A 15,115-nucleotide genomic window follows, 5' to 3' on the forward strand; every position below is an offset into this window, starting at 1 on the left:
GACGCAAACGACGTGACCGATACCGTTACCCAAGGCACATTCCCCCGCATCGGGCGGGTCGGCCTCGACGGGCTGCTGGTGTCGTTTGGCGACCGGCTGTCGGAGGCAGGCAACCGCGCGGCGCTCGCGTTTCGCGCGGCGGTGGAGCGGGCAAGCCCCGAGGGGGTGGAGGAAACCGCCACCTCGCTGGTTTCGGTGTTTTTGCGGCTCGATGCGCTCCATACCGACCCCGCCACCGTGGCGCGCGAGATGCAAACCCTGCTCGACAGCCGCGACTGGTATGCCGAGGCCTTGCCCGAGGGCCGCCGCCTGTGGCGCATCCCGACCGTTTACGGCACCGATCTTGCCCCGCAACTCTCTGAGGCCGCAGGCGAGGCGGGGCTTTCGCCCGAGGCCGCCGCAACCGAGATCGCCACCACCCGCGTGCGCGTGCAGACCATCGGTTTCGCCCCCGGCCAGCCATACTTGGGCGAGTTGCCCGCGCATTGGAACATCCCCCGTCAACAAGCGCTCACCGACCGTGTTCCGGTCGGCGCGCTGGTGGTGGCGATCCGGCAACTGGTGCTCTTTTCGGTCTCGACGCCGACCGGCTGGCGGCATATCGGGCAGACCGCGTTTCGCCTGTTTCGCCCCGAGGCCGAGGCACCCTTCGTGCTGCGCCCCGGTGACGAGGCGATTTTTGAGGCCGTGGCGCGCGAGCAATTCGAGCATCTGCGCGCCGCGGGCCCCGACGGCGGTGCGACATGCGAGGCGATCCGATGAGCCGCGCCCTGCACATCCATCAGGCCGGACCGGGGCTGACCGTGCAGGATCTGGGTCGCCCCGGCTACCTCGCCTACGGGCTGTCGCGCGGGGGCGCGTCGGACCGTCTGGCGCTTTATGAGGGTGCGGCGCTGCTGGGCCAAGACCCGGCGCTGGCGGCGCTGGAAATGGCAGGGATGGGCGGCACGTTCACGGCGACCGAGGCGCTGCGCATCGCGCTGACCGGCGCGCCCATGCGGGCAAGCATCGACGGCGCGGCGCTGGCGTGGAACGCCTCGCACCTTCTGCCCGTAGGCGCGCGGCTCACCATCGGCCCGGCCACCGCTGGGGTCTATGGCTACCTGCATCTGGGCGGCGGCATCGCCACGCCGGACATCCTCGGCGCGCGCTCCGCCCATCTTGCCGCCGGGATAGGCCGCGCGCTCAAGGCGGGTGATAGCCTTCCCATCGGCCCGGACCGGGGCCATGAGACTGGCCTGCTCCTCGACCCCGAGGACCGCTTTGCGGGTGGCGAGGTTCGGGTGGTGGCGGGGTATCAGACCCCCATGTTCCCCGACGAGGAGGTGACGCGCTTCGAGTGCACCCGCTTTACCCGCGACGCGCGCGGCAACCGCATGGGCGTGCGCCTCGCTCCCGATGGCGCGGGTTTTGCCGCCCGCGCGGGCCTCACCGTGCTGTCCGAGGCGATCGTGCCGGGCGATATCCAGATCACCGGCGACGGCGCGCCTTTCGTGCTGATGGCCGAATGCCAGACCACGGGCGGCTATCCCCGCATCGGCGCGGTGCTTCCCTGCGATGTGCGGCGCGTGGCGCAGGCCGCGCCGGGCACCGCGCTGCGCCTGCGCTTCGTTGCGCCCGAGGAAGCCTTGGCAGCCGAACGCCGTGCCGCCGAGGCCCGCGCCACCCTGCGCCGCCGCTTGACCCACCTGACACGCGACCCCCACGACATCCGCGATCTTCTGTCCTATCAACTCATCAGCGGCGCGATTGCCGGGAACGAGGAGGAATGAGCCATGCAAACCACCGTCGATCTCAACGCCGATATGGGCGAGAGCTTTGGCCCCTGGACAATGGGCGATGACGCGGCGCTACTCGATACCATCAGCTCCGCCAACATCGCCTGCGGCTTTCACGCGGGCGACCCGGATGTGATGGCGGCGACGATGGCGCGCGCGGTGGCGAATGGCACCGGCATCGGCGCGCATCCCGGTCTGGCCGACCTTCAGGGGTTCGGGCGCAACCGCATGGACGTGCCCCATGCGACGCTGGCCAATCAGGTCCGCTATCAGTTGGGCGCGGCGCAGGCGATGGCGCGCGCGGCGGGGGGCGCTGTGCGGCACCTGAAGCTGCACGGTGCCTTGGCCAATATGGCCTCCGAGGATGAGGCGCTTGCCCGCGCCTGCTACGACGCGGCGCTGTCGGTTGACCCGGAAATCATCATCATGGTGCTTGCGGGCACGGCGCAGGAGGCTGCGGCGCGCAGCCTCAATGCCCGCATCGCCTGCGAAATCTTCGCCGACCGCGCTTATAACGCCGATTGCACGCTGGTGGACCGGCGCCTGCCCGGCGCGGTGATCCATGACGCGGATCACGCGGCGGAGCGTATCCTCGCCATGCTGCGCGCGGGCGCGATCATCGCCGAGGACGGCACGCATATCCCCACCCGGATCGACACGATCTGCCTGCACGGCGACACGCCCGAGGCGGTGGACATCGCGCGCGCGCTTCGTGCGGGGCTGGAGGCGGCGGGCCTTCGCGTGGCGCAGTTCGACGGCGCGCGGGGATAGCGGCTCAGGCCGCGACCAGCCGCCGTTCCTTGATCGGCAGGTGGATGATGGCCGAGAAGGCCCCCACACCAACCCCGATCCACCAGACCAGCGTGTAGTCACCCGTCACATCATAAAGCCGCCCGCCCAGCCACACGCCCATGAAACTGCCCAACTGGTGCGAGAAGAACACGATCCCGTAAAGCGTGCCCATGTAGCGCAGCCCGTAAAGATGCGCGACAAGCCCGGAGGTCAGTGGCACCGTCGCCAGCCAGAGCGAGCCCATGGCCACCGAGAAGAGGAGCACTGTGCCCGGTGTGATCGGCGTCAGCATGAAGGCGGCGGCAACGAATGTGCGCGCGGTATAGATCCCCGCCAGCAGGTATTTCTTGGAATACCGGTTGCCCAGCCACCCGGCCATCAGCGTGCCGCCGATATTGGCCAGACCGATGAGCGAGATCGCCACCGCGCCAAGCGCCGAGGTGGTGGTGATGCCCATGCCGTGCAGCACGCCGCCGGGCATGATCGGGCCGCACATCTCTGTCACCAGCGCGGGGAAATGCGCGGTGATGAAGGCAAGCTGATAGCCGCAACTGAAAAACCCGAGGAAAATCAGCGTATAGGACGGGTCTCGAAACGCTTTCCTGAGGATCGTGCCCATGGACTCTTCAAGTTCCCCGCGGCTCACCGGCGCGGGCGTGCGCATCAGCGGCAGCATCACCAGAACCGCAAGGATGGTGGCGGCAAAGACCAGAAACACGCTCTGCCAGCTCAGGAATCCCAGCATCCATTCGGCCAGGGGCGCGCCGAACACCTGACCCGCCGAACCGGCTGCGGTGGCGATGGCAAGGCTCATCGAGCGGTTTTCGTCCGAGCTGGCCCGCCCGACCACGGCAAGGATCACGCCAAAGCCGGTGCCCGCGATGCCGAACCCCACCAGCACCTCGTAAAGCTGGTGCGCCTCTGGCGAGACGGCAAAGGACGACAGCACAAGCCCCGCGGCATAGACGATCGCGCCGAGGATGATCGCACGCCGGTCGCCCACCTTCTCGGCCATGGCACCAAAGATCGGCTGGCCGATGCCCCAGGCAAGGTTCTGGATGGCGATGGCCAGCGAGAATTCCGCGCGCGGCCAGTTGAATTCCTCGGCAATCGGGATCTGGAACACGCCAAAGGAGGCGCGGATCGCGAAGGAGACAAGAACGATGATGCAGCCTGCAATCAGAACAGGTGTGATCAGGGGGGCGGATTTCTGCATTGGGTCCTCGCGCGTCAGACGGCGCACCCTACGCCATGGCGCGGCGGCGTCAATTGAGCCAATGTGTTGTCGGCTATGACGTGGGTGCAAGCCTGCGGATCACCGGGGCCATGATGAGCGGCGTAAGATACATCGGCACCTGATAAAGCCCGATGAACAGCAGGAGCGCGGCGGCGGTCTCGGGGGGCAGGGCACCCAGAAAGAGCGCCAGGTTGCGATTGCCCGCGATGATGGTCAGTGCCGGCGCGTCGTGCGGCACGCGGCGGCGCGTGAGCAGAAGGGCCGCCCCCTGTGCCCCGAAACTGAGCGCGAAGACCATGCCGAGCGTGACCCAGAACGTGGGTGTTACGGTCAGGAGCGCAGGCCCCACCGCCGACATCAGCCCTACCACCACCGCCGCCATGGCAAGCGTGGTAAGCCCGTCCACCGCGCCCTGTCCCTCTGACCCGCGCAGCCACGGCAGGCGCGCGCGCAAGAGCACCCCCGCCCCGCCCGCCAGCACGATCACGACCAGCAGGCGCAAGGCGGCCTCGACCACCACCAGAGGTGCGCCAAAGACCGGCAGGAGCCAGAACACCGGCAGCACCGTCAGCGGCAAGAGCGCCGTGCCAAGCACCAGTTGCCGCAGCGCCGGGGTCGGGTCTCCGCCCGCGAGGATGGTGAGGCCCGGACTGCCGGTCAGCGGTGGCGCGGCCAGCACCAGCACAAGACCGATGCCTAGCACCGTGCCAGAGGCCCCGAGCGCCCAGAGCAAAAGGATCGCCACAACCGGCAGGGCAAGCTGCATCAGAAGCGTGATCGCCAGATAGCGCGGCAGGCTGTGGCGTCCCGGAAAGGCCGCGCGCAGATCGACCCGCAGCGCGGCGAGAAAGAGAAGCAATGCAATCATCGGAAAGATGAACGGGGCAAGCGCCTCGGCCAGGGGCGGGGCGAGAACGCCAAGCCCCAGCCCCAGCACCAGCATCAGCCTCCCGTGACGCGCCAGCGCCGCAAGACCACCGATCATAGCGCCGCCGCGCCGCGCGCCGCCTGATCGTAGCTGCCCGAAAGCGTGCGCAGCAGGGCGGCAAGGCGCGACATCTCGGCCCGGTCAAGGCCAAGCTGCTCGACCGAGCGCACCAGAAGCCGCTCGCGCACCTGCCCGTAACGGGTGCAGTAATCCGCCCCGGCAGGCGTCACCGTCACGGTCTTTTCCTTGCCCTTGCGCCCGGTCTCGACCAGCCCGTGCGCCGCCAGCTTCTTGACCGCGTAGCTGACGATATGGGTGTCCTCGATGTTGAGCACGAGGCAGATATCGGCAAGGCTCTTGGGCCGCGCGCGATGATGCACGAGATGCACCACCAGCACCTCGAGCGGCGCAAGCCCCGGCATCCCGGCGGCGGTCATGCAGCGCGACATCCAGCGTTGAAAGGCGTTGTTCGCCATGGTCAGGGCAAACTCCATCTCCGATAGTTCCGGCAGACCGGACTTCGCCAGATGCGCCGAAGAGACGACCGGGCCGCCTATCGCGCGAGCATCGTTTGCGGGATCCATAGCGCGATCTCCGGGAAGAGGGTGAGAATGGCGGTGGCCAGCACCAAGAGGAGGAAGAACGGAAAGGCATAGCGCGCGATCTCGAATATCCCGCGCCCGGTGATGGATTGCAGCACGAAAAGGTTGAAGCCCACGGGCGGCGTGATCTGGCTCATCTCCACCACAAGAACAAGGAAGATGCCGAACCAGATCGGGTCAATCCCGGCGGCCAGCACCATGGGCAGAATGACCGAGGTTGTCAGCACCACAATGGAAATCCCGTCAAGGAACATGCCCAGCACGATGAAGAACACCACCAATGCGGCCAGCAGCGCATTGGCCGAATAGCCCTGCTCGCCGATCCACGCCGCGAGCGCGCGGGGGATGCCGGTATAGCCCATGGCCACCGTCAGGAAGGCCGCGCCGACAAGGATAAAGGCGATCATGCAGGTGGTGATCGTGGCCCCGCGCAGCGCGCCCCATGTCGCGGCCCAGTCAAGCGAGCCGCCAAGACCTGACAGGATCAGCGCGCCCAGAACGCCCACCACCGCCGCCTCGGTCGGCGAGGCGAGACCCGCATAGATCGAGCCGATCACCGCAACGATCAGCAGGATCGTCGGCCCCAGAAGCATCACCGCGCGCAGCTTTTCCGCCCATGTCGTCACCGGTTCCGCCGCAGGCATCCGGCTCCGGTTCATCAGCGCCCAGATCATCGTATAGCCCGAAAAGAGCGCCGCCAGCAGAATTCCCGGCCCGATCCCGGCCAGAAACAGCCGCGCGATGCTCTGCTCGGTCGCAGCCCCGTAGACGATGAGGATGATCGAGGGCGGGATGAGAAAGCCGAAGGTGCCTGATCCCGCCAGTGTGCCGATGATCATGCGCTGATCATAGCCGCGCCGGGTGAGTTCGGGCACCGACATGCGCCCCACCGTCGCCGTGGTGGCCGCCGACGAGCCGGAAACGGCGGCAAACAGCGCACAGCCGAAGATGTTGGCATGAAGCAGCCGCCCCGGCAGGCGCGTCGTCAGCGGCGCCAGCCCCGAGAACATGTCCGACGACAGCCGCGAGCGGAACAGGATCTCGCCCATCCAGATGAACATCGGCAGCGCGGTCAGGTCCCAGATGTTGAGCGCGCCCCAGACCTTGGTGGCAAAGACCAGTTCCACCGGGGCCGAGGAGGCGATGAGCATCGCCGCCAGCCCCACCGCAATCAGCGCGAAGCCCACCCAGAGGCCAAGCGCGAGGCAGCCAAAGAGGATTGCCACAAGGATGAGCGAGAGCGTTTCAATGCCCATCGGTGCCGCCCTTCGCGTCTTCCGCGCGCTGATAGGCCGGGGCCTCGCCGAGCAGAAGCGTCACCAACTCGTCAAGGAGCGCCAGTGCCAGCAGGGCCAGCCCCGCCACCAGCACCGTCTGCGGCACCCAGAGCGGAAATTTGGCCATGCCGAAAGAGACCGCGTTGAAGGACCACGAATCCCAAGCCTGAAGCGCCGCGCTATAAAGCGCGAAGCCGCACAGCCCGAGCGCCGCCAGAAGCGCCAGCGCCGCCACGCCGCGCGCCAGCGGCGCGGGCAGCGCGCCCACCAGCATGGTGACCCGGACATGGCCGCCCGTGCGCAAGGTGCCCGCCAGCGCCAGAAAGGCCGCGCCGACGAAAAGAAACCCGCCAAGTTCCGACAGCGACGTGATGGCGATGCCCGCCGGTTCATGCCCCATCGCGATCAGGCTGCGATCAATCACGCGGCCCGCGACCTGCACCATCACCAACACGGCAATCGCCACCAGCGCCAGCGCCGCCAGCACCAGACCCCCGCTGTAAAGGCGGTCGAGCGTCCTGCGCAGCATGGCAAGGCTCCTTTGTTGGGAAATCCGGGCGGGCGGGGTTCATCCCCGCCCGCGATGCGCCGCTCAGTTGCGGGCGTAGGAGTCCAGGATCAGCGCACCCTCGGGGCCTGCCGATTTTTTCCATTCCTCGGTCATGGTCGCGCCGATCTCGCGCAGTTGCGCAGCCAGTTGGCCGGAGGGCTGATGCACCTGCATCCCGTTCTCCTTGAGCGTGGCGATCTTGGTCTCGGTCTCGGCCACGGACATTTCCCAGCCGCGCAATTCCGCCTCGGCTGCCGCCTCGAAAACCGCGTCCTGCTGATCTTCGGGCAGCGCCTCGAAGGCGCGGGTGTTGACGAACACCATGTTCTTGGGCAGCCAGGCCTGCGTGTCGATGTAATGGCCGACGAAATCCCAGGCCTGCGACGACACGCCGGTCGAGGGCGAAGTGATCATCGCCGCGATCCGCGAGGTGGAAAAGGCGGTCGGGATATCGCCCGCCTCGACCGTGGTCGGCACCGCGCCCATGAGCTGTGCCAGCCGCTCGGTGGCGGTGTTGTAGGCGCGGAAATTGACGCCCTGAAGCTGCGCGGTCGAGGTCACTTCCTCGGTGACATAAAGGCTCTGACCCGGCCACGGCACGGCAAAGAGCAGCGTCAGCCCCTGCTCGGCCAGCTTGGCGGCGATCTGGTTGCGTGACGCCTCCCAGAGCCGTGCCGCGTCGGCATAGCTCGCGGCGAGGAAGGGCACCGAATCGACGCCGAAAATGGCGTCCTCATTGGCCAGTTGCGACATCAGGATCTCGCCGATGGGCGCAAGGCCGCGCCGCACCGAATCGCGGATCTCGGGATGCGCAAAAAGCGATCCCGCCGAATGGACGGTGATGGTCAATGCGCCCTCGGTGGCGCTGGCCACATCCTCGGCGAATTGGGCTATGTTCTGGGTGTGAAAGACCGAATCGCCATAGGGCGTGGGCATGTCCCAATTGGTCTGGGCGCTTGCCGCGCCCGCGCCAAGGGCGATGGCCCCGCTGAGGGCCAAGGTGAAAAGATGTTTCATTCTATCGTCTCCCAAGTGGATAAACCGGCCGGTTGTTGCCCCGGTTGACGAAAGCCTGACGCCTCACTGACAATTTGTCAACAAATTGTCCATGTCGGCCTGTGTCGGTCGGCTCAGGCGGCTTGCCAGACCTGAAAGAGCACGCCCGAAGCAAAGGCCCCGACGAGCGACAGCACCAGATAAAGCACAAACACCCGCGGTTTCACCAGCGCCCAGACCGCGATAGCCGCAGGCAGCGAGGTCACACCACCCGCCACCAGAAAGGCCAGACCGGCACCGGGGGCCATGCCCTGCGCCACCAGCCCGCCCACCAGCGGCAGCGCGGCATAGCCGTTGAGATAGGCAGGCACCCCGATCAGCGTGCCAAGCGCGATGGGGCCAAGCCCGGTGCCGCCCAGCACGCCGGTGATCGTCTCGGCGGGGACAAAGGCCAGCATCAGGCTTTCAAGGACAAAGGCCAACGTCAGCCATTTGAGCAGGAACAGGGTCACATTGAGCGCCTCGCGCCCGAATTTTGCGCGCCGTTCCGGCTCGGCCCAGAAGCGCCAGACCACAGGCTTGGGCGCGCGCAGCTTGGCACCGCCGCAACCGCCATTGCCGATCCCCTCGCGCAGCGGATCCGACAGGCCCCCGGCACGCGCTAGCAGATGCACGACCCAGCCCCCCAGCAGGCCAAGCCCGATCGCCGCCAGCATCTTGGCCACGGCGAATTCCAGCCCCAGCACGCCCGTGGTCAGCACGAACATCGACGGATCCATCACCGGCGACGCGAGCCAAAAGGCCATCACCGCCGAGAGCGGCACGCCCATGGCCAGAAGCGCCGCGATGAGCGGGATCACCCCGCAGGAGCAGAAGGGCGAGAGCGCACCGGCAAGCGCCGCGAGCGTGATCATCACCACCGGCGCGCCGGTAAAGGCGCGCGCGATCAGGTTGTCGGCTCCGGTGGCCGTGGCCCAGGCGGCAATCGCGATGGAGAGGATCAGGAACGGCCCGGTGCTGCTCAGCGCATCGAGGGTAAAGCGCAGCGTCGCCCCGGCCTGCGCCCGGTCGGTGACGGCCAGGACCGCAAGGATCAGCAGGGTCACAAGCCAGACACGTTCCTTGTGCCACAGGCGGCGCAAAACTGCGGGCAGGCGCGATTGCGGAAGGCTGGCCTCTGTCATATCCATATCCCTAGTGTTTTCGTCGTTTATGGTAAAAAAACTCAGGCTGCGTCGTCATTCCTCGCCAGCGTCACGCCCACGCAGCATTCGGCGGTAAGAAAATCGAGCATCCTGCGCATGGCCGCGAAATCCACACGGTTCAGCACCGCGCGGCCCTGCCGTTCCTGCACCACCAGCCCGGCATCGACCAGCGTCGAGAGGTGATGCGCCAGCGTCGAGGGGGCCTGATCCAGATGCTGCCCGATCTCGCCCACAATCAACCCCTCCTCGCCCGCGCGCACCAGAAGGCGAAAGATCGCAAGGCGTGTGTCATGGCCAAGGGCAGCAAGGGCGCGGGCGGTGGGGCTAGTAAGGCTCATGATTCGAAAATAACCACATCTCTAGTTATATCAATCCATTTCCGCCTGCGCGGCCATGGTCGCCACCCCGTCCGTCCCCCGTCGCACGCGCAGATCCAGACCGCCCTTGCTCTCACGCGCCTCGATCACCACCGCCGCGCCGCAGATCAGCGGGCTGAGGCCGCGATAGGTGAAGCGCGCGGGCAGGCGACCCGCGCAATGGGTGGCGAGATTCATCATCCATACCGCCTGCAACGGCCCGTGAACCACAAGGCCTTCATAGCCCTCCACCTGCGTGGCATAGGGATGGTCATAATGGATACGGTGGCCGTTGAAGGTGAGCGCGGAGAAGCGGAAGAGCAGCGCGGGATCGGGGGTGATCTGCCACGCGGTCGCACCGGGCCAGTCCTCGGCGCGCGGGGGCGTCACGACCGCGCCGGGCTTGGGATCCTCGCGGTAGACGATGTCCTGCCGCTCGTCCAGGCGCAGCGTCCCTGCGACACGATAGGCATGGCGCAGCGAGACAAAGCCGAGCGGCCCGCTGCGCCCCTCCTTGAACGTGACATCCTCGATGGTGGTCTCGCGTGTGACCACGTCGCCGGGGGCGAAGGGGGCGTGAAACACCACCTCGCCCCCCGCCCACATCCGGCGCGGCAGCGGCAGGGCGGGCAGGAACAGCCCCGGCTTGGGGTGGCAATCGCGGCCCAGAAGGTCAGGCGTCACCGCGTCGGGCGAAAGGCACCAGTGCAGGCCCGCGGGCACAGGGGCCTCGGCGGCCTCTGCCAGCGTGCCCGCCAGCGTCACGCGGAAATGGTCGATCAGCCGGTCGGTGATCGGCTCTTGCCGGGTGAAGCCATGCCCGATCCAGCCCGTATAGTCGTCCATGCCCCCTCCTATCCGGTCCGTCCCGCCCCGTAGGATTTGGGCAGGCCCAGCACCTGTTCGGCTATGTAGCAGAGAATGAGATTGGTAGAGATCGGCGCAATCTGGTAAAGCCGCGCCTCGCGCCATTTGCGCTCCACATCATATTCCTCGGCAAAGGCAAAGCCGCCATGGGTCTGCATACAGGCCTCGCCCGCCTCCCAGCTTGCCTCGGATGCGAGCAACTTGGCGGTATTGGCCTCGACTCCGGGGTTTTCGCCTGCGTCATACATCGCCGCCGCGCGGTAGACGATGGCCTCGGCGGCCATCAGATGCGCCTGCGCGCGTGCCAGCGGGAACTGAACGCCCTGATTGGCGCCGATGGGCTCGCCGAACACCACCCGCTCGCGGGCATAGCCAGCACCTTTTTCCAGGAACCACTTGGCGTCGCCGATGCATTCGGCCGCAATCAGGATACGCTCGGCATTCATGCCCGACAGGATATAGCGAAAGCCGCGCCCCGCCTCGCCGATGAGGCTGTCGGCGGGGATGCGCAGGTTGTCGAAAAAGACCTCGGTCGTGGCGTGGTTGATCATCGTGCGGATCGGGCGGATGTCGATGCCGTTGCCGAGCCTGCCGCGCAGATCGACCAGAAAGACCGACAGGCCGTCGGTGCGCGATTGCGCCTCTTCGCGCGGCGTGGTGCGGGCCAGAAGGATCATCAGGTCGGACTGTTCCGCGCGCGAGGTCCAGATCTTCTGGCCGTTGATGACATAGTCATCGCCGTCGCGCCGCGCCGTTGTCTTCAGCGCCAGCGTATCGGTGCCGCTGGTCGGTTCGGTCACGCCGAAGGCTTGCAGGCGCAGGGAACCATCCGCGATGCCCGGCAGATACGCCGCCTTCTGCGCTTGCGACCCGTGCCGCAAGAGCGTGCCCATCGTATACATCTGCGCGTGACAGGCGGCGGCGTTGCAGCCAGAGCGGTGGATTTCCTCGAGGATCACGGCGGCGGCGGTCAGGGGCAGGCCAGAGCCGCCGTAGTCCTCCGGGATCATCGCCGCCAGATAGCCCTCGGCGATGAGCGCGCCCACGAATTCGCCCGGATAGGCGCGGCGCGCATCCAGATCGCGCCAATATGCACCGGGGAAGCGCGCGCAAACCTTGGCCACGCCCTCACGGATATCGGCAAACTCGGAGGTCGGATCGAAAACGGTCATGGTGTGCCCCCTGTCCTTGCCACCGGATACCTTGCAGGTTTTGCGCCCAAGGGAAATACGCGTCGCGCGAAACCGGGCTTTCCCCCGCCATGCGGAACAGGCATGTTCGGCTGCGACACCCAAGGAGCCTGCCCATGCCCGATGATCTGTCCGGTCTGCTTGTCGTCTCGGTCGAACAGGCGGTGGCCGCGCCCTATTGCTCGGGGCGTCTGGCCGAGGCGGGCGCGCGCGTGATCAAGGTGGAGCGCCCGGAGGGCGATTTCGCGCGCGGCTATGATAGTCTTGTCCATGGCGAGAGTGCCTATTTCGTCTGGCTGAACCGGGGCAAGGAATCGATCTGTCTTGACCTGCGGAACCTGACCGACCGCGCGTTGATGGAGCGGATGCTGGCCCGCGCGGATATCTTCATCCAGAACCTGGCACCGGGGGCCATTGACCGGCTGGGATTTGCGCCTGACCGGCTGCGCGCCGACTATCTGCGCCTTATTACCGTGTCGATCTCGGGCTACGGTGAGGAGGGGCCGCTCGCGGAGTTGAAGGCCTATGATCTGCTGGTGCAGGCCGAGACGGGCCTCTCGTCCATCACCGGAAATGAGCATGGCCCCGCCCGCACCGGCGTGTCGGTCTGCGATATCGCGGCGGGGATGACGGCCTATCAGGCGGTGCTGGAGGCATTGATCGGACGTGCCACGACCGGCGAGGGGCGGCATATCGCGGTGTCGCTCTTTCACGCGCTCGCCGACTGGATGAACGTGCCCTATCTGCAATATGCCTATGGCGGCAAGGTGCCGCCGCGCGCGGGCCTCAATCATCCCACCATCGCGCCCTATGGCGTCTATGACGGAAGCGATGGCAAATCCGTGCTGATCTCGATCCAGAACGAGCGGGAGTGGGCCACCTTCTGCGAGGTGATCCTGGACGATGCCGCCCTTGCCCGCGATCCACGCTTTGACAGCAACTCGAACCGGGTCGCCAATCGCACCGCGCTCGATGCGATCCTGCGCCCGGTCTTTGGCGCCCTGCCGCGCGACGCCATGGCCGAGCGGTTGCGCGCGGCCCGCATCGCCTATGGTCGCGTGAGCGATCTGGCGGATTTGCACACCCATCCTCAGGCCAGCCATGTCACGGTCGAGACGCCTGGCGGCCTGGTGCGGATGCTGGCACCCGGCGCGCTCATCGACAACAGGCCCGCCACGTCTGGTCCGGTGCCGGAACTGGGCGCGCATTCAGATGCCTTGCGCGCGGAGTTCGGGGCCTGACCCGTCAATCGCCGCGTGATCAACCAGCCATCGGGCCACGGCGACGGAACAGGTGGCGGCCTTGGCCAGATTGGGCTTATATCTGGCGGTATATGACAAGTCCGACGCCGCGCTCAGGGTAAAGTCGGGCACAGAACCCGCGAGAGTTGCCCCGGAAGGAGACGCCATGCCCCTGACCATGACCAGAGAGGTTTTCATCACCTGCGCCGTCACCGGTTCGGGTGCCACGCAGGACCGCAGCCCGCATGTGCCGCGCAGTCCGCAAGAGATTGCCGAGAGTGCCATCGACGCGGCGAAGGCAGGCGCGGCCATCGTGCATTGCCATGTGCGCGACCCCGAGAGCGGCGCGCCGTCGCGCAGGCTCGAGTTTTACCGCGAGGTGACGGATCGCATCCGCGCCGCAGAGGTGGACGTGATCCTGAACCTCACGGCCGGGATGGGGGGCGATCTGGTCTTTGGTCCGCCCGATGCACCGCTGCCGCTGCGCGAAACGGGCACCGACATGATCGGGGCCGAGGCGCGCGTCGCCCATATCGCCGCCTGCCTGCCCGAGATCTGCACGCTCGATTGCGGCACGATGAATTTCGCCGAGGCCGACTATGTGATGACCAACACGCCCGGCATGTTGCGCGCCATGGGACGGATGATGACCGAACTGGGCGTGAAGCCCGAGATCGAGGCGTTTGACACCGGGCATCTGTGGTTTTCCAAGGAGCTGGTGCGCGAGGGCGTGCTGGAGGCCCCCGCGCTGGTGCAACTTTGCATGGGCGTGCCCTGGGGCGCGCCGGATGACCTCAATACCTTCCTGGCGATGGTCAATAATGTGCCCGACGCTTGGACCTTTTCGGCCTTCTCATTGGGCCGCAACCAGATGGCCTATGCTGCCGCCGCCGTTCTCGCGGGTGGCCATGTGCGGGTGGGGCTGGAGGACAACCTCTGGCTCGAAAAGGGCGTGCTTGCGACCAACGCGCAACTGGTCGAACGCGCGGTGGGCATCGTCGAGCGGATGGGCGCGCGGGTGATGGGGCCGCAAGAGGTGCGCGCGAAGCTGGGCCTTGTGAAGCGGGCCCCGAAATGAGCCGCGCCGCGATCATCGGCGGCGGCGTGATCGGCGGCGGCTGGGCCGCACGGTTCCTGCTGAATGGCTGGGATGTGGCGGTGTTCGACCCCGACCCGGAGGCCACGCGCAAGATCGGCGCGGTGCTCGACAATGCCCGCCGGGCGCTGCCGACCCTTTATGACCGGGCGCTGCCGTCCGAGGGGCGCCTGAGCTATTGCACCGATCTGGCCGAGGCGGTGGCCGGCGCGGACTGGGTGCAGGAGAGCGTGCCCGAGCGGCTCGACCTCAAGCACCGCGTGCTGGCGCAGATCATGGCCGAGGCACCCGAGCGGGCGATCATCGGCTCCTCCACCTCGGGCTTCAAACCCTCGCAACTGAACGCCGACGGCGCGCGCGCCATCGTCGCGCATCCCTTCAACCCGGTTTACCTTCTGCCTCTGGTGGAGCTTGTCGGCGCGCCCGAGACCTGCGCCCGCGCCGCCGATACGCTGCGGGCGCTGGGCATGTTCCCTCTCACGCTGCGCAAGGAGATCGACGCCCACATCGCCGACCGCTTTCTCGAGGCGGTCTGGCGCGAGGCGCTCTGGCTGGTCAAGGACGGCATCGCCACGACCGAAGAGATCGACGAGGCGATCCGCATGGGCTTTGGCCTGCGCTGGGCGCAAATGGGCCTGTTCGAGACCTACCGCATCGCCGGGGGCGAGGCCGGGATGAGGCATTTCCTGGATCAGTTCGGCCCGGCGCTGCAATGGCCCTGGACGCGGCTGATGGATGTGCCCGAGTATGACGATGCGCTGGTGGATCTCATCGCCGGACAGTCGGACGCGCAATCGGGCCATATGGGCATCCGCGATCTGGAGCGGCTGCGCGATGACAACCTTGTTGCGATGATGCGCGCCCTCAAGCAGACCGGCAGCGGCGCGGGCGGTGTGATCCTCGGGCATGAGGCCACTCTGCCGCAGTCTTTGGACGAGGGTTGAGCGCGGCCAACCGCCTCCGTTGATCCCGCTGAGGCCGGTGCCGTCCGCCATGCGGC

General features: G+C 67.1%; 15 protein-coding genes and 1 pseudogene. 6 read left to right on the top strand and 10 right to left on the bottom strand.

Features of this window, described 5'->3' with window-relative positions:
* Positions 1 to 12 precede the first annotated feature (12 nt).
* Genes ABIE57_RS08345 through ABIE57_RS08355 form a run of 3 tightly spaced genes read left to right on the top strand, consistent with a single transcriptional unit; the run spans position 13 to position 2,549 of the window.
* The gene (locus ABIE57_RS08345) at positions 13 to 762 is read left to right on the top strand and encodes a 5-oxoprolinase subunit B family protein (RefSeq protein WP_354538555.1); all 750 of its coding nucleotides are present in this window, start codon (positions 13 to 15) and stop codon (positions 760 to 762) included.
* A complete protein-coding gene (locus tag ABIE57_RS08350; protein WP_354538556.1) occupies positions 759 to 1,772 on the top strand; it encodes a 5-oxoprolinase subunit C family protein in 1,014 nt (337 codons plus the stop codon). Before ABIE57_RS08345 ends, ABIE57_RS08350 begins: the two co-directional genes overlap by 4 nt.
* A gap of 3 nt (positions 1,773 to 1,775) precedes the next feature.
* Positions 1,776 to 2,549: a LamB/YcsF family protein gene (locus ABIE57_RS08355; RefSeq protein WP_354538557.1), complete on the top strand. Its 774-nt coding sequence runs from the start codon at positions 1,776 to 1,778 to the stop codon at positions 2,547 to 2,549.
* 4 nt (positions 2,550 to 2,553) lie between these two features.
* Here the strand turns inward: ABIE57_RS08355 and ABIE57_RS08360 are convergent, their stop codons facing one another.
* From ABIE57_RS08360 to ABIE57_RS08405, 10 genes are all read right to left on the bottom strand, one after another.
* Complete coding sequence (locus tag ABIE57_RS08360) at positions 2,554 to 3,786, bottom strand: MFS transporter (protein ID WP_354538558.1); 1,233 nt, start codon at positions 3,784 to 3,786, stop codon at positions 2,554 to 2,556.
* Positions 3,787 to 3,859: 73 nt separating this feature from the next.
* Positions 3,860 to 4,792 carry a hypothetical protein gene (locus ABIE57_RS08365; RefSeq protein ID WP_354538559.1) on the bottom strand — a complete coding sequence of 311 codons (933 nt, stop codon included), beginning with the start codon at positions 4,790 to 4,792 and terminating at the stop codon, positions 3,860 to 3,862.
* Positions 4,789 to 5,229: a winged helix DNA-binding protein gene (locus ABIE57_RS08370; protein WP_354538745.1), complete on the bottom strand. Its 441-nt coding sequence runs from the start codon at positions 5,227 to 5,229 to the stop codon at positions 4,789 to 4,791. Before ABIE57_RS08370 ends, ABIE57_RS08365 begins: the two co-directional genes overlap by 4 nt.
* A gap of 59 nt (positions 5,230 to 5,288) precedes the next feature.
* On the bottom strand, positions 5,289 to 6,593 hold the full coding sequence (locus tag ABIE57_RS08375) for a TRAP transporter large permease (RefSeq protein WP_354538560.1): 1,305 nt from the start codon (positions 6,591 to 6,593) through the stop codon (positions 5,289 to 5,291).
* Positions 6,583 to 7,143, bottom strand: coding sequence for a TRAP transporter small permease (locus ABIE57_RS08380; protein ID WP_354538561.1), 561 nt, complete (start codon positions 7,141 to 7,143; stop codon positions 6,583 to 6,585). The genes ABIE57_RS08375 and ABIE57_RS08380 overlap by 11 nt, the downstream gene beginning before the upstream one ends.
* 63 nt (positions 7,144 to 7,206) lie before the next feature.
* Positions 7,207 to 8,181, bottom strand: a complete 975-nt coding sequence (locus tag ABIE57_RS08385) for a TRAP transporter substrate-binding protein (RefSeq protein ID WP_354538562.1) — start codon at positions 8,179 to 8,181, stop codon at positions 7,207 to 7,209.
* A gap of 113 nt (positions 8,182 to 8,294) precedes the next feature.
* Positions 8,295 to 9,344, bottom strand: coding sequence for a permease (locus ABIE57_RS08390; RefSeq protein WP_354538746.1), 1,050 nt, complete (start codon positions 9,342 to 9,344; stop codon positions 8,295 to 8,297).
* A gap of 41 nt (positions 9,345 to 9,385) precedes the next feature.
* Complete coding sequence (locus ABIE57_RS08395; RefSeq protein WP_354538563.1) at positions 9,386 to 9,703, bottom strand: ArsR/SmtB family transcription factor; 318 nt, start codon at positions 9,701 to 9,703, stop codon at positions 9,386 to 9,388.
* 30 nt (positions 9,704 to 9,733) lie between these two features.
* Positions 9,734 to 10,567 (bottom strand): HTD2 family dehydratase, encoded by an 834-nt coding sequence (locus ABIE57_RS08400; RefSeq protein WP_354538564.1) that lies wholly within the window; start codon positions 10,565 to 10,567, stop codon positions 9,734 to 9,736.
* An 8-nt stretch (positions 10,568 to 10,575) separates the two neighbouring features.
* The gene (locus ABIE57_RS08405) at positions 10,576 to 11,760 is read right to left on the bottom strand and encodes an acyl-CoA dehydrogenase family protein (RefSeq protein ID WP_354538565.1); all 1,185 of its coding nucleotides are present in this window, start codon (positions 11,758 to 11,760) and stop codon (positions 10,576 to 10,578) included.
* Positions 11,761 to 11,894: 134 nt separating this feature from the next.
* Here ABIE57_RS08405 and ABIE57_RS08410 point away from each other — a divergent pair, with 134 nt between their 5' ends.
* From ABIE57_RS08410 to ABIE57_RS08420, 3 genes and pseudogenes are all read left to right on the top strand, one after another.
* Positions 11,895 to 13,019: a CaiB/BaiF CoA transferase family protein gene (locus ABIE57_RS08410; protein ID WP_354538566.1), complete on the top strand. Its 1,125-nt coding sequence runs from the start codon at positions 11,895 to 11,897 to the stop codon at positions 13,017 to 13,019.
* 166 nt (positions 13,020 to 13,185) lie between these two features.
* Complete coding sequence (bcoG, locus tag ABIE57_RS08415; RefSeq protein ID WP_354538567.1) at positions 13,186 to 14,097, top strand: 3-dehydrocarnitine:acetyl-CoA trimethylamine transferase BcoG; 912 nt, start codon at positions 13,186 to 13,188, stop codon at positions 14,095 to 14,097.
* A pseudogene (locus tag ABIE57_RS08420) lies at positions 14,094 to 15,035 on the top strand (3-hydroxyacyl-CoA dehydrogenase NAD-binding domain-containing protein); the annotation flags it as partial. The gene bcoG and the pseudogene ABIE57_RS08420, both read left to right, overlap by 4 nt.
* Between the last annotated feature and the right edge of the window lie 80 nt (positions 15,036 to 15,115).

It is taken from the genome of Roseovarius sp. MBR-6 (assembly GCF_040547525.1).
In the GTDB taxonomy this organism is placed as follows: Bacteria; Pseudomonadota; Alphaproteobacteria; order Rhodobacterales; family Rhodobacteraceae; genus Roseovarius.

What these genes read in the sequence shown, in the direction of transcription:
- ABIE57_RS08350 (WP_354538556.1), top strand. Translation starts at nt 759, where the DNA reads ATGAGCCGCGCCCTGCACATCCATCAGGCCGGACCGGGGCTGACCGTG.
- ABIE57_RS08355 (WP_354538557.1), top strand. Translation starts at nt 1,776, where the DNA reads ATGCAAACCACCGTCGATCTCAACGCCGATATGGGCGAGAGCTTTGGC.
- ABIE57_RS08360 (WP_354538558.1), bottom strand. Translation starts at nt 3,786, where the DNA reads ATGCAGAAATCCGCCCCCCTGATCACACCTGTTCTGATTGCAGGCTGC.
- ABIE57_RS08365 (WP_354538559.1), bottom strand. Translation starts at nt 4,792, where the DNA reads ATGATCGGTGGTCTTGCGGCGCTGGCGCGTCACGGGAGGCTGATGCTG.
- ABIE57_RS08370 (WP_354538745.1), bottom strand. Translation starts at nt 5,229, where the DNA reads ATGGAGTTTGCCCTGACCATGGCGAACAACGCCTTTCAACGCTGGATG.
- ABIE57_RS08375 (WP_354538560.1), bottom strand. Translation starts at nt 6,593, where the DNA reads ATGGGCATTGAAACGCTCTCGCTCATCCTTGTGGCAATCCTCTTTGGC.
- ABIE57_RS08380 (WP_354538561.1), bottom strand. Translation starts at nt 7,143, where the DNA reads ATGCTGCGCAGGACGCTCGACCGCCTTTACAGCGGGGGTCTGGTGCTG.
- ABIE57_RS08385 (WP_354538562.1), bottom strand. Translation starts at nt 8,181, where the DNA reads ATGAAACATCTTTTCACCTTGGCCCTCAGCGGGGCCATCGCCCTTGGC.
- ABIE57_RS08390 (WP_354538746.1), bottom strand. Translation starts at nt 9,344, where the DNA reads ATGACAGAGGCCAGCCTTCCGCAATCGCGCCTGCCCGCAGTTTTGCGC.
- ABIE57_RS08395 (WP_354538563.1), bottom strand. Translation starts at nt 9,703, where the DNA reads ATGAGCCTTACTAGCCCCACCGCCCGCGCCCTTGCTGCCCTTGGCCAT.
- ABIE57_RS08400 (WP_354538564.1), bottom strand. Translation starts at nt 10,567, where the DNA reads ATGGACGACTATACGGGCTGGATCGGGCATGGCTTCACCCGGCAAGAG.
- ABIE57_RS08405 (WP_354538565.1), bottom strand. Translation starts at nt 11,760, where the DNA reads ATGACCGTTTTCGATCCGACCTCCGAGTTTGCCGATATCCGTGAGGGC.
- ABIE57_RS08410 (WP_354538566.1), top strand. Translation starts at nt 11,895, where the DNA reads ATGCCCGATGATCTGTCCGGTCTGCTTGTCGTCTCGGTCGAACAGGCG.
- bcoG (WP_354538567.1), top strand. Translation starts at nt 13,186, where the DNA reads ATGCCCCTGACCATGACCAGAGAGGTTTTCATCACCTGCGCCGTCACC.